12 protein-coding genes are annotated in these 14,245 nt (G+C 52.6%); all 12 read left to right on the forward strand.

Annotation, left to right across the window (positions count from 1 at the left end; genetic code table 11):
- The first annotated feature begins 266 nt into the window (after positions 1–266).
- The gene (locus CXIVA_RS07345) at positions 267–1,184 is read left to right on the forward strand and encodes a cyclase family protein (protein ID WP_013977375.1); all 918 of its coding nucleotides are present in this window, start codon (positions 267–269) and stop codon (positions 1,182–1,184) included.
- A 358-nt stretch (positions 1,185–1,542) separates the two neighbouring features.
- On the forward strand, positions 1,543–2,928 hold the full coding sequence (locus tag CXIVA_RS07350) for an MATE family efflux transporter (protein ID WP_013977376.1): 1,386 nt from the start codon (positions 1,543–1,545) through the stop codon (positions 2,926–2,928).
- Positions 2,929–3,029: 101 nt separating this feature from the next.
- Positions 3,030–3,776 (forward strand): fibronectin type III domain-containing protein, encoded by a 747-nt coding sequence (locus CXIVA_RS07355; protein WP_013977377.1) that lies wholly within the window; start codon positions 3,030–3,032, stop codon positions 3,774–3,776.
- A 266-nt stretch (positions 3,777–4,042) separates the two neighbouring features.
- Positions 4,043–5,128, forward strand: coding sequence for a zf-HC2 domain-containing protein (locus CXIVA_RS07360; protein ID WP_013977378.1), 1,086 nt, complete (start codon positions 4,043–4,045; stop codon positions 5,126–5,128).
- An 18-nt stretch (positions 5,129–5,146) separates the two neighbouring features.
- Complete coding sequence (locus CXIVA_RS07365; RefSeq protein ID WP_013977379.1) at positions 5,147–5,635, forward strand: sigma-70 family RNA polymerase sigma factor; 489 nt, start codon at positions 5,147–5,149, stop codon at positions 5,633–5,635.
- A gap of 142 nt (positions 5,636–5,777) precedes the next feature.
- Positions 5,778–7,124 (forward strand): GntP family permease, encoded by a 1,347-nt coding sequence (locus CXIVA_RS07370; protein WP_013977380.1) that lies wholly within the window; start codon positions 5,778–5,780, stop codon positions 7,122–7,124.
- A gap of 236 nt (positions 7,125–7,360) precedes the next feature.
- Positions 7,361–8,032 carry a response regulator transcription factor gene (locus CXIVA_RS07380; protein WP_013977381.1) on the forward strand — a complete coding sequence of 224 codons (672 nt, stop codon included), beginning with the start codon at positions 7,361–7,363 and terminating at the stop codon, positions 8,030–8,032.
- A complete protein-coding gene (locus CXIVA_RS07385) occupies positions 8,022–9,467 on the forward strand; it encodes a HAMP domain-containing sensor histidine kinase (protein WP_041727734.1) in 1,446 nt (481 codons plus the stop codon). Before CXIVA_RS07380 ends, CXIVA_RS07385 begins: the two co-directional genes overlap by 11 nt.
- Positions 9,468–9,470: 3 nt before the next feature.
- Complete coding sequence (locus tag CXIVA_RS07390; protein ID WP_013977383.1) at positions 9,471–10,682, forward strand: ABC transporter substrate binding protein; 1,212 nt, start codon at positions 9,471–9,473, stop codon at positions 10,680–10,682.
- Between the two features lie 234 nt (positions 10,683–10,916).
- The gene (locus CXIVA_RS07400; protein ID WP_013977384.1) at positions 10,917–11,858 is read left to right on the forward strand and encodes a 3-hydroxyacyl-CoA dehydrogenase family protein; all 942 of its coding nucleotides are present in this window, start codon (positions 10,917–10,919) and stop codon (positions 11,856–11,858) included.
- A 15-nt stretch (positions 11,859–11,873) separates the two neighbouring features.
- A complete protein-coding gene (locus CXIVA_RS07405) occupies positions 11,874–13,052 on the forward strand; it encodes a thiolase family protein (RefSeq protein WP_013977385.1) in 1,179 nt (392 codons plus the stop codon).
- A 9-nt stretch (positions 13,053–13,061) separates the two neighbouring features.
- Complete coding sequence (locus CXIVA_RS07410) at positions 13,062–14,228, forward strand: iron-containing alcohol dehydrogenase (protein WP_013977386.1); 1,167 nt, start codon at positions 13,062–13,064, stop codon at positions 14,226–14,228.
- The last annotated feature ends 17 nt before the right edge of the window (positions 14,229–14,245 follow it).

The raw sequence follows: 14,245 nt of genomic DNA on the forward strand, positions 1-14,245 counted from the left end.
TTTTATGTACCGTTCTGTCATCTCCCCGTTGCAAAACCTGCCGCCCAAAATTGCAGATCCGCAACAACATGAGAGCCAGTGTCGTCCGAATTCATTGGAAATAAAAACAAACGTTCTGACTTTTGGGGGATCCGGCGGAAAAACCGCAGGAATCCGGAATGATTTGCCCGATGATGCTGTTTGTTAAAACTGGCACGGTATTTGCTGTTAATAAAGCGTACAGCGATAACAAAAAAAGATTTATATATTTTTTAAGGAGGCTAATCATGTCAGAGATTCCACAGAGACACACAAGAGAGGAGTGCTTTGCACATACCAATGACTGGAAAAAACCCTATGATGGCAATATTTTCGATATGTTCAAGGATGGAAAATTCGAATTAGTGGATTTGTCCAATCCGTTCGGAAGAGGCAACCCGTTATGGCCGTCAAACGGAGATTTCCACATCGACCGTGTACAGCATATGCCGATGCATTATCGTCTGCTTCAGACTTTTAATTCCTTCCATATGCACAACTCGACCCATGCGGACTCCCCTTCCCATGTCATTCCGGAAAGCCCGTTTACCCATGAGCTTCCTATCGAGAACTACTTCGGAGAAGCCGTATGTCTGGACATTCCGAAAGGCAAATGGGAGCTGATTTCGGTAGAAGATATCGAGAATGCAGCCAAGAAAGTTCCGGGCGGAATCAAGGAAGGCGACTGGGTACTGTTAAATACCGGTACACACAGACGCTGGGGCGAAAATGATGACTATTTCGCATACAGCCCGGGATTATCCATTGAAGGCGCGCACTGGTTTGTGGATCATCACGTACGCGGCGTCGGATTTGATATGCAGGCTATCGACCACATTCTTTATACATACGCGGCAGAGCATGGCCCCGGCCCGTATGTACCCCGTGCGGTAGAAGAATATGAAGAAGAATTCGGCCATCCGGCCAAAGAGGACTTCCCGGAGTGGGAGCCGTGCCATGATATTCTTCTTTCCAACAATGTCATGGGTATCGAAAACCTGGGCGGCGATCTGGACAAACTGACCAACCAGAGATTCTTATTCTGCGCGTTCCCGCTTCGCTGGTACATGGGCGATGGTACAATCGTACGTGCGGTTGCCTTTGTTCCGTCTGACCGGATTGACAGAAGCGTGCCGGATAAAGAATATCCTTACGGTGTATACTAAGAATCACAGAGAACTTCCTGTCTTTTCTGCATGCCTGATGGAACTGTGCAGAAGAAGATCCGCGCTGTGCGGATGACAGAAGAAAATCGAAAAAAGAGTGCTGGAAAATAACAGGAGCTTTGGGGTGCCGCCGGCGGCATTCCAAAGCTCCTGTGCTTTCGTCGGGGATTCGCTGTCGCCATACCGGAGCCATTGTGCTTTCGACGGGGATTCGCCGCCGCCATATCGAACCCCCTGCGTTTTGGAAGGATTCGCCGCCGGTAGGCGCAGCTCTTGTGCTGTCAGGGACACCGTGCTATGATGCGGTAGGCGGGAAATGCACAGGCTTCAGAAGGTTTTTAGAAGGTGATGGTATACAATGGCAAATGATTTTTCCAGAGGAAAGGTATGGCGGATTGTGCTGGCACAGGCGATCCCGCTGACCCTCGCGTCCTTTGTACAGCTCCTGTACAATGTAGTGGACCGCATCTATATCGGACATTTATCCGGCAGCGGCGGTATGGCGCTGACAGGGGTAGGCGTGACCTTTCCGATTGTTACACTGGTGCTGGCCTTTACCATGCTGTTTGCCAGCGGCGGCGCGCCTTTGTTTTCCATGGCGCGGGGCGCCGGAGATACTGAGCGGGCCAGCCGTCTGCAGAGCAGTACACTGACGCTGCTGTTGATCTGTGCAATGTTGATTACTGTCATCGGGCTGGCGTTTGGCCGCCCGATTCTGTATCTTTTTGGCGCCACGGCAGAGAGTTATCCCTACGCAGCCGCGTATTTCCGGATCTATATCCTGGGAACCCTCCCTGTGATGTTTGCTACCGGTATGAATTACTTCATCAATGCCCAGGGATTTCCAAAGATCGGGATGCTGACCACTGTCCTTGGCGCCCTGATCAACCTTGGGCTGGATCCGGTATTTATTTTCGCGCTTCATCTGGGTGTGGGCGGCGCAGCCATTGCGACAGTGATCAGCCAGGCGGTATCGGCGCTCTGGGTTCTCCGTTTTCTGACAGGAGGCCAGTGTCTGATTCCCATCCGCCGTGCGCAGATGCGTCCGGATCTGCGTATAACCGGACAGATTGTGCAGCTGGGGCTGGCGGGTTTTGTGCAGCAGGGAACCAATTCGCTGGTGCAGATCGTATGCAACCTTACGCTTCGCAATTACGGCGGCGCAGTATATGTGGGCGTCATGACGATCCTGAATTCGGTCCGGGAGATCCTGCATCTGCCGATTATGGGGCTGACGACCGGTTCCCAGCCGGTGATGGGATTTAATTACGGCGCGCGCAAATATGAACGGGTCAAGTCGGCGATTCGCTTTAATACGGCAGTAGGTGTGACATTTCTTTTTGCTGCCTGGATTGTGGTGCTGCTTTTTCCTCACCTGTTTGTCTCGCTGTTTACCAATGATCCGGAGCTGATCCGCTTAGGCATACCGGCGATGCATCGGTATTTTTTCGGATTTTTTCTTATGGGACTTCAGTTTTCCGGTCAGTCGGTATTTACAGCATTGGGTTACGCGAAGCGGGCAATTTTCTTTTCTCTGTTCCGTAAGGTAATCATTGTGGTGCCCTTGACGCTGCTGCTGCCCGCCATGGGGATGGGGGTCAGCGGAGTCTTTACGGCGGAACCCATCAGCAATGCTATCGGCGGTATTGCCTGCGCGGTTACCATGTATGTTACGGTGTATCGAAAACTGGGCAGGGAGGACAGAAAGCCGGTGAAAAAACAGGACTGCGGAAACATGCAGTAAGGTTCAGAAGGATGGGAAAGCAGGCGGCGACAGAATGGCAATGACAGAAGAATTATGATATAGTATGGATACAGTTATTTAGAAAAGGAGAGGATTCGGAAATGCGTGAAAATAGAATGAAACGGATACGCAGATGCGGTATGGCTGCGGCACTTTCTGCGGCAGTTGCATGTTCCGCTGCGGCACCGGCTTTTGCAGCCGGAAATGATTTCGGAGACGCACAGCTGATGCAGAAGGGGAAGACTTATACAGGCACCCTGAAAGAAATGGAAGGAGCGCAGTACTATCGGTTCAAGACAGACAGCACAAAAGGAATGAAATACCGCCTGACGGGATCCAACAGCAGGAGCAACGCGCCGGCCGGCGCCTGGGCATTGTCTGTTCAGATATGGGATAAGGCGAACAGCGAAAGTGTCAAAGTATTCCACGCCAATAAGAACGGCAGCAATTACGTGACGTTATCGGACCTCAAGCCGTCGAAAACATACTATGTGATTGTGCAGTCGGAAGGTGGTACGCGGAATTATTATAATGAAAAGTATGCTATTCGCTATACGGCCAGTGCAGTGAAACCGTCCACAGGGAAAATCCGTTCCTTAAAGAGCGGCTCCCGCAAACTGACAGTTACTTACCGCAAGGCATCCTATGGAGAGCGTTACCAGATCAGCTATAAAAAGAAGGGCACGTCCTCCTGGAAGACCGTCCAGAATGGAAAGAAGCTGACCAAAACCATTTCACACCTGAAAAAAGGGAAGAAATACTACGTCAGAGTCCGCGCGCAGCGTAAGGTATCCGGTGTCTGGTACAGCGGCAAGTGGTCGGCGGTAAAGAGCGTAAAAGTTCGATAGAGTTTGTTTAAGGGAGACGGATGTGAGTTTTCGCCGGGGTCGAAAAGACTGCGGCAGATCTCATAACAGTTCGATACAGAATACAGAAACAGATGAAAACGCACAGATCGGGGATGCCGGTCTGTGCGTTCGTTTTCTGCAGTGCCGGGAGCAGCGCACCTGAATAGCAGGGAATGATTTCGCCTGCAGTGAGATTTTTTTAAAAAATCTGTAACGATTCCCGGGTTCCTTCGTCTAAGTTATGAAGACAGAAAGGAGAGTGGATCATGAGTGATCGCAGAAATGAGAAGCAAACAGCGGACTGCGCAGTGATACGCGATCTGCTGCCGCTGTATCAGGATCAGGTATGCAGTGAGGGCAGCAGAAGGCTTGTGGAGGAACATTTGAAATCCTGCGCGGCGTGCAGAAAGATAGCGGAATCTCTTTCGGATACCGAACTGGACCGGGAGCTGAAGCAGAATACGTCGGAGGTACTGAGCCGCCAGGCCAGAAAAGAGAAGCGGCGGGCAGCCAGAGCAGGAGGAATCATGGCAGGAATTTTGCTGATTCCGATCATTATCTGTCTGATCTGTAATCTGGCGGTTGGTCATGGGCTGAACTGGTTTTTCATCGTATTGACGGCTATGCTGATTGCGGCTTCCGTAACCGTGGTTCCGCTGCTGGCGGAAAAAGCCCGTCTGGGAAAGGCATTGATCAGCCTGATGGGATCCCTGATTCTTTTGTATCTGAGTACATCGGTATATGTCGGCGGAAACTGGTTCTTCGCGGCATCTGCAGGTACGGTATTCGGCCTGTCTGCAGTGGCAGCGCCGCTGATTCTGAAAAGTTTTCTGAACAGTTACGGTACCGGTGAAACAGCCGGAAGTCTGACAGATACGATTTCCTGCGGGGAAAGCCGGGCCGTGCAGTGGCTAAAAGGGAAAACAGGTGTGCTTTCCATGCTCTGGGAGAGTCTGTGGATCTATCTGCTGATGCTTGCGGCGGGATGGATGCAGAATCCGGCGGAGCGGGCGGAATTTTTACGGCCGGCGCTGAGCGCGGTAACGGTATTTCTGATTATTGCCTGGGCAGTGTTCCTGATCTGCAGATACCTTCCGCTGAACCGCTGGTTTAAGGCGGCAGCCGGTACGTGGATCGGCGGATTTTGCTTCTGCTTTATGAATGATATTTTTTACCTGCTGCTTGACGGCAGATGGAGACATTCTCTGCGGTTTGTGGATTTTTCACATCCGGTGACGGAGCAGACAATCAATGCGAATATTTGTCTGACAGGATTGCTGATTGGACTTGCAGCCGGTGGGGTATTTCTGATTCTGGGATTTATACGCAGACACAGGAGAGAGAACAGCTGACAGAAAGGTGAAGTTTTCATGGATTTTGACAAACTGTACCGGGTGTACTGGATGCGTGTGTATTCCTATGTCCTGACGCTCCTGCGGGATCAGAACGCTGCAGAGGAAGTGACGCAGGAGACATTTTTCCGCGCACTGAAGGCACAGCACAGTTACAAAGGGAAGGCAGAGGTCTTTACCTGGCTCTGTGCCATCGCGAAAAATCTCTGCATGGACCGGATGCGCGGAAAAAAGACGGAGGAGATTCCGGATACGCTGGCAGCTGCGGATGATACGATGCAGCAGCTGGAGGATCAGGAGGACGTGTTTCGGATCCATCAGGTGCTTCACGAGATGGAGGAGCCGTATAAAGAGGTGTTCCAGCTCAGGGTGTTCGGGGAGATGTCTTTCCGGGATGTGGGGCGGATTTTCGGGAAGACGGAGAATTGGGCCCGGGTGACGTATCATCGGGCCAGGCTGAAGATAAAAGAACGGATGGCAGCGAGGGAAGGAAAAAGTTCGGAGTAGAACTCCACAGTCGCAGCGTTCCGACAGAAAACAGAAAGCCGGATTTTCACCTGGTTTTCACATTCGCGTCATTGCACGCACACCTTCCTATGCTATAGTGACTCTGATAGAGAAACACGAAGAAAATGAGGGAGGTTTTCTTATGACAGCTTTAGGAATTATCGGCATCGTCGTGGGTGTCGCGGTCCTGATCTACGGCGCGTACAAGGGAATCAGCACGATTATCCTGGCGCCCCTCTGCGGACTGCTGATCGCTCTGTTTAACGGGATGGATCTGTTGTCTACGTTTACGAAAACGATGCTGCCGGCAACTTGCAACTATGTGACGGCCATGCTGGGTCCGGTGCTCTGCGGCTGCGTCATTGCGGCGTTATACAATCAGAGCGGCGCGGCGCTGTCCATTGCGAATGCGTTGTATGACCTGTTTACCATCAGAGCCAGAAAAAGGGCTTCCGCGGGCGAGCGTGTCGTGATGCGTCCGATTCTGGCCATTATTACGATTTATGTGATTGGTACAGTACTGGCTTACAGCGGAATGAATCCGGTAGTCCTGATGTTTATTCTGTTCCCCATTTCCATGGATCTGTTTTCCAAAGCGCAAATTCCGAGAGCAATGGGTCCCGGTGTGGTTTTAGGCGCGCTGGCAACCGCTGCCTGCAGTATGCCGGGTACCACATCGGATCAGAACGTTATCGCCGTACAGATGCTGGGAACATCCCCGATGGCAGCTGCCATTCCGGGCTTCATCGGCGGCGGGATTGTGCTGGCGATTAATATTATCATGATGAATGTGATCTCGAAAAAGGAGATTGCGGCAGGACATGTGTATACGCCGCCCAAGGAGCTGGCCGGGAGACCCACAGATGTGAAGACGCCTCACTGGGTGATTTCCGTCATTCCCATTGCGGTTACACTGGTTGCCTTTAACGGCCTGCACTGGAATATTCTGGTGGCCATGATGCTGAATATTATTCTGTCGCTTGTTTTCTTTTTCCCGTATTACGGTAAGTTTATGGGACTGAAAGAACTGATTCAGCCGGTGGGCGAGCAGACGACGATGCTGGTGCTTCAGGTAGGGCTGCTGGGAGCGATCGGCGCGGTTGTGGCGGCGTCTCCGTCTTTCCCGGTTCTGACCAAGGCGCTGCTGTCCATGGGCGGACCGGCACTGTTTAAGGTAGTTGTGGCAATTGCGCTCCTGACCGGCGCTTCCGGTTCCGGACCTGCAGGACTGTCCGCGACGCTGCCTTATATGTCCAAGACTTTCACCAGCATGGGAATCAATCTGAATGCCCTGCACCGGGTATCGGTATTCGCTTCTCAGACACTGGATACACTGCCCACCAATCCGGGTTATATCATTGCTACCGGTATTGCGGAAGTGGAAATTAAAGACTCTTATAAATATGTATTTCTGACAACTGTCCTGAGCACGACCATCACGGCCTTTGTAGTTGCGCTGCTGCTTACGGTTGTGCCGGGCTGGGCTTAAAGAAAGTTCTGACCCCGGTTTCGGAAGGTCTTACGGGCCCAGGGAAACCAGCAGTTTTCAGAGAACCGGCAGAGAATACCTGCCGAAGACCGCCAGTACCGGCAGATGCCGTACTGGCGGTTTCCGTTTCCGGAAAAGCATCCGCTGCGTGGAAAATAGATCTGCTTCATGCTATAATCGGACAAAATGAAGGCGCGGCATACAGCAGCGCCTGACAGATACGGAGATGAGGGACTATGTGCAGATTACTGGTGGCAGATGATGAAGCGGCGATTCGGCTGGGAATCAGGGAATATGCGGAATTCGAAGGCTATGAGGTAGATGAGGCCTGTGACGGCAGCGAAGCGGTGCAGATGTGCAGGGAAAAGGATTACGATCTGCTGATTCTGGACATTATGATGCCGAAGATTGACGGATTCGCGGCCTGCAAAAAGATCCGGAGCATGAAAGACATTCCGGTTATCATGCTGTCCGCGAAAGGGGAAGAGTACGACAAGCTGTATGGATTTGAGCTTGGGGTCGAGGATTATGTGGTGAAACCCTTTTCTTTAAAGGAACTGATGGCCCGGGTGGAAGTGGTGCTGCGCCGCTATCGGAAAGCGGCAGAAACAGAAAAGAATATTCTGAGCTTTGAGGGACTGGAGTTAAACATCACCGGCCGCAGTGTGACGATTGACGGGACACGGGTGTCTATGACACCGAAGGAGTACGATCTGCTTTTCTTCCTGGCGCAGCACAATGACATCGTATTTTCCCGGGATGAACTGCTGGATCGGGTCTGGGGCTATGATTACAGCGGGGACGGCCGGACGGTGGATACACACATCAAGATGCTGCGGCAGTCACTGGGAAACTACAGGAAATTTATTGTTACGCATCGCGGGGCAGGATATAAGTTTGAAAGCTGAGAGAAAAACAGCAGAAAATGGAAACGGCGGGAGATTCCTGTCGCGTATGGGCGTCCGTCTGTGGATTTCCTTTCTTCTGCTCACCAGTGCCATGACACTGCTGTTTTATTTTGTGCTGGCCCAGTCCGTGCGGCTGAACTACGTGCGGGAAAATACAGAAGATATGAATCGGGTCATCTGGGACGCGATGGGAGAGTATGGATCGAAAAACTATTATGACCATCTGTCGCTGATCGCGAAGACCCAGGGTTATTATGTGGCGGTCATGTCGGAAGAGAAGAGCGCGCCTGTTTTTGCGGTGGATACATCAGGAAACAGCGATCCCGCGGTGATGAAGGAACTGGTGCCCGTGGATCTGTATACCCGCCTGGATACGGCGGGCGGCGACTATCACAGCGAGCAGAATGCCCGGGGCGGAAGCGGGATCTGGGTCCTTCACGCGGTGGTAATCGCGGTAAAGGACGGAAACCGGCAGGTGCTGGTTATGGGAAAATCCCTGGTCCGCGTGGACCAGATGCTTCTGCTGCTGCGGAAACGGGCGCTGTTTGCCTTTTTCTGCGCATTGGGGATCGCTGTCATCCTTTCGCTGCTGCTGACACGTTTTTTCGCCCGTCCGCTGCAGCGGCTGACAAAAAAAGCGGAGCATCTGGCGCAGGGAGACTATTCGGTGCAGTTTCAGCCGGAAGGCTGCTATGAAGTCCGCCAGCTGTCGGACACCATGGAGATGGCGGCCCGGGAGTTTCAGCGAACGGAACAGATGCGCCGGGATATTATTGCCAATATTTCCCATGATATGCGTACGCCGCTGACGGTGATCCGGATGTATACGGAAATGGTTCAGACGGTGTCCGGAGAAGATCCGAAAAGGCGGGAGGCGCATCTGGCGCGCATTCAGGAAGAAGTGGATAAACTCACGGACATGATCAGGGAAAATATGGATCTGTCTAAATTGCAATCCGGGACATTTCCGGTAAAAATGAAAGAATTTGATCTGGGGAACCTGATCCGCTCCGCGGCAGAATCCTGCAGACTGCAGTACGGAAATACGGTCACGGTGGATTTCCGACTGGAAGCGCATCTGAATGTCCGGGCGGACCGGAAGCTGATTGCCCGTGTGCTGCAGAATCTGATCGGCAACGCGATGAAATTTTCGGATCCGGGCGGCAGAATCATTCTGCGGGCATACCGCTGCGGCAGCCGGATCCGCACAGAGGTGCAGGATTTCGGGCCGGGAATTCAGAAAGAAGAGCTGACGCAGATCTGGGATCGGTATTATACGTCGGATCCCCACGGAGAAACACGGAGAGGCACCGGCCTGGGACTGCACATTGCGGCAGCGATTTTTAACATTCATCAGATGGAATACGGGGTAGAAAGTGAACCGGGCAAAGGCAGCCGGTTCTGGTTCTTTTTGCCGGCAGCGGAAGGAGAATGACGCATGGGCAGAAGAAAAATCGTTGCATACAGAAAGCGGCTGCTGGATCTGGTGATTCTGGCGCTGGCGCTGCTTCTGCTGTTTCTGGCCTGCCGCCGGGATTCTGAAAATCTGTCTGCTTCTTTCCGGGAGAAGGAAGAGGTCACATACCAGCTTCCGCTGCTTCTGCCGCTGACCGGCACGCTCAGCAGCCTGGGAGAAGACGCGGCATGGGCGGCGGATTATGCCGTGGGGGAGATTAACGCTTCCGGCGGAATCCACGGGGTGCCGGTGCAGATCGTGAAATACGATTCAAAAAACAGTCAGCAGCAGGCAAAGAAATATGCCAGAGAGATCGGGGAAAAGTATCGCTTCTTCATCGGACCGATTGATTCTGTGGGCACAGCAGCCATTGCGGAGCATGTGAAAGAAACGGGTACACCCAATATCGCGGCATATTCCTACGCCTCGGTCCGGCAGCAGACCCGACCCTATGGGATTACTTACATGAGTGATTCCACTGCCGGGGAAAAACAGGCGGTGAAACGGTGGAAAGAATTGAATCCGGATATCCGGAAAACCGTGGTGCTTGTTACTAAAAACGAAAATTCCCAGATGGAGACCGCAGAGGATCTGAAAGCCTACCTTCCGAAACTGTCTATGTCCGTGGTGTCCGTAGTTGCCGTCGATCTGAGCGAACAGAACGGACTGCGGGCGGCAGCGCAGGCGCTGAATGCCAAAGCAGACGGGTACATTGTCCTGGCCCGGGCGGATGAATACGGACCGGTCCTGGCCGAACTGCGGAAACGTGGCATTACGGAGGGCAGGCGTTTTACGGCTTCCTTTGCCAGTTATGACCGCACCCTGATCCGGACCTATGCGTCCGAACTCCGGGACACCTATGTTTGGAACAAATTTGACCTGAATTATCAGGGGAAAAACTGGAAAGAACTGCGCAGACAGTATCGGTCCGCCCATCATGGTTCCGATCCGGATACCAGCATTGTTTCGGATATCTATAATGCGGTCTTTGCCTGGAAACAATGTGTGGAAACGCTTGGACTGAAGCCGGAACCGGAGAACCTGCGGAAGGAAAAACAGGCGATTGCCCGCTGGCTGTACCAGTCTCCGGTGCTGAACGGCGTACAGGGCGCCTATCAGTGGAAGAACGGGAACAAACGATCCGCCGTATATTATTTTCAGTTCGGAGCCTCCGGTGAACTGAATTCCCGCTAGGGATGTTTCCTGTCCTGTTGTCAAAATGGGACAGACAATGTGAAAAAAGCAACAAAACCAGAGAAGGAAAAGGGAAAACAGACAAGTTTCTCGTGGAAAAACGGGAAATTTGTCTGTTTTTTCTGCATTATAAGAAAATAATCCATGAAAATAAAACTGGCACGGGGATTGCACATTATTCAGGCAAATGGCGATTTCGCCGCAAAATGAAAAATATTGGAGGATGAGAAAGCTATGGATAAGAAGCATGTGGCAGTTCTCGGCGCAGGAAAGATGAGTCTTGGAATTGCACAGTTATTTGCCACAAAAGGATATCCGGTAAAAATCGTTGACATTAACAATGACAGGAGCCGTTATGATCCCTATGAGATCATTCGGGGCAACCTGCAGGTGTTGGCAGAGAATGATGCCCTGGAGGAATCCGAAATTCCTGCGATTCTGGATCAGATCTCCATTGTGGAGACGTTGGAGGAAATCCGGGATTTTGCGGACATTGTTTTTGAAGCGATTATTGAAGTGCTGGATATCAAGCAGGAGTGGTTCCGCAAAATGGATGAAATCCTGCCGGAGCATGTGATTCTGGCAAGCAACACATCCGCGCTGAGCATTACAGCTATTGCGGAAAAATCCGTACACAGAGAGCGGATCATCGGTACCCATTACTGGAATCCGGCCTACCTGATTCCGCTGGTGGAAGTGGTAAAGACAGAATATATCGCGGAGGATACGGTGACACGTACCTGCGAGCTGTTAAAAGGCGCAGGCAAGCATCCGGTAGTGGTACAGAAAGACGCGCCGGGATTTATCGCGAACCGCATGCAGCACGCGCTGTTCCGGGAAGCCCTGTATATCATCGAGCAGGGAATCGCAAAGCCGGAAGATGTGGATGACGCGATTAAATACGGCTTCGGCATGCGGCTGGGCATCGCGGCGCCGATCGAAGTCATGGATATGGGCGGCATGGACCTGACCTACAACATCCATAAATATCTGTTCCCGTATCTGAATAATTCCACAGAACCTTCTAAGCTGCTGACCGATGCCATCGCAGCGGGCAACCTGGGATTCAAGACAGGAAAAGGGATTGAAGAGTGGCCGCCGGAAGCAGTCAAAAAGGCAAATACCGAACTGGAGACCGGGCTGATCCGGGTGCTGAAAGCGCTGGATCGTTTATAAAGGAGGAAAGAAAAAGTGAGAAATGTAGTTATCGTTGCCGGATGCAGAACCCCCATCGGAAAGCTGGGCGGTCAGTTCCATACGATCACATCCCTGGATCTGTCGATTCCGGTTATGCAGAATCTGATTCAGCGTTCCGGGATTGATCCGGCAAGCATCGAAGACGTATTTTGGGGATGCAACTATCAGAGAACCTATAAGGAAAACAACTTGGCCCGTGTGGCCCTGGTGAAGGCGGGACTGCCGGACAGCGTGCCGGGCATCACACTGCACAGAAACTGTACCTCATCCATGTCCGCCATTCAGCTGGGATTCTATCAGATCCGGGCGGAAGAAGCGGACTGCATCATGGCCGGCGGCGCCGACAGCATGAGCACTGCGCCCCACATGGTGTTTGACGCAAGATACGGAAAGAAATTCGGCCATATGGAACTCAGGGATTCCATGTGGGATTCCCTGACCAACCTGGGCATCGGACCGGCCATGGGCATCACTGCCGAAAATGTGGCGGAAAAGTATGACGTGACCCGGGAACAGATGGATGCATACGCGCTGCGGTCCCAGCAGCGGGCAGTCGCGGCGATTGACGCGGGAAGATTTGAAGAAGAGATTATCCCGGTTACCGTACACGGAAGAAAAGGGGATATGACCTACTGCGTGGATGAGGGACCCCGGCGGGATGCCTCGATCGAAAGCCTGCGCAAACTGAAACCTACGTTCAAGGAAGACGGCAGAGTAACCGCAGGAAACGCCTCCACCATGAACGACGCCGCATCAGGAGTCATCCTGATGGCAGAGGAGAAAGCAAAGGAACTGGGCGTACCGATCCTGGCTCGTGTGGTCAGCGTGGCAACCACAGGTGTAGATCCCGCCCTGATGGGAATCGGACCGATCAGCGCCACTCAGAAGGCATTAAAGAAGGCCGGACTGACCATAGAGGATATTGATCTGTTTGAAATCAATGAAGCATTTGCTTCCCAGTGTCTGGCCTGCCAGAAAGAACTGGGCATTCCGGATGAGAAGCTGAATGTCAACGGCGGAGGCATTTCCCTGGGTCACCCGGTAGGAGCCACCGGTTCCCGTATCGTCATTTCCCTGATGTATGAAATGAGAAGACGGAAAAACCGTTATGGCGTGGCAACGCTGTGCGCAGGCGGTGGAATGGGTACAGCGGTAGTAATTGAAGCGGTATAGGTACGGAATATGAAGGATTTCATATGGGATAACCCGACCAGGATCCTGTTCGGACATCAGGCGGAAGAACAGGTGGGAAAACTGACAGCTTCCTATGGGAAGAAAGCAATGATTCTCTACGGCAGCGGCAGAATCCGCCAGAACGGACTGTTGGATCGCATCGAGCAGCGGCTGCGTGAGGAGGGGGTCCGGATTGAAACGTTCAGCGGGATAACAGAAAATCCGGAACTGTCTGTGGTGGAGGAAATCAGCGAAATCGTCAGAAGCAAAGGAATTGAAGTGCTGCTTGCGGTAGGAGGCGGCAGTGTCATAGATACCGCGAAAGCGGTCAGCATCGGAAGCTGCAATCCGGAGCCGGTGTGGGAGTTCTTCACACATCAGGCGGAGCCGAAACACGCACTGCCAGTGGGTGTGGTGCTGACCATGGCAGCGACCGCCAGCGAGGCAAACAGCTGCGCAGTCATTACCAATGACCGGATCGGGCGGAAAACGGCATATGAACATCCGCTGCTCTATCCGAAATTCGCGCTTATGAACCCGGAGCTGACAGAAAGCGTACCTCCCGCCCAGACGGCAGCAGGGGCGGTGGATATCTTTGCCCATGCGTTTGAACGGTATTTTGACCGTACGGAGTACGGTACCCTGCGCAGGCTGCTGTGCACCGCGGTGATGCGGACAGTGCGAATCGAGCTGCCGAAGGCGCTGGCCCATCCGGAGGACTACGACACCCGCAGTCAGCTGATGTGGGCCGCAACCATGGCACACAGTAACAGAATCGGTTTCGGCGGCGTATTTGCCTGCCATGAAATGTCACATATCCTGACGGAACGGTTCGGAATCAGGCACGGCGTCGCACTGGCCATTCTGATGCCTGCGTGGCTGAAATATATGATGATTCCCTATCCGAAGGAAATCGCGGAATTCGCGGCGGATGTATTTGATATCCCCGCGGAGGGAAGACCGTCCCTGGATGTGGCACAGGATGGCATATCCGCGTTTCAGCATTTTCTGAATCAGAGCGGACTGCCGGTGACCCTGAAGGACGCCGGGATCCAGTCCAGTGACAGCCGGGAACTGGCAGAGGAGCTGCTAGGCGGAACCGGAACTATCGGAGAGAATTTTTCAAAGCTCGGAAGTACGGAAGTACAGGACATTTTTGAGCTTTGCAAAGGTTAAATAGATGTAGTATCAGG

Origin of the sequence: Clostridium sp. SY8519, from assembly GCF_000270305.1 — a bacterium.
Taxonomy (GTDB): domain Bacteria; phylum Bacillota; class Clostridia; order Lachnospirales; family Lachnospiraceae; genus SY8519.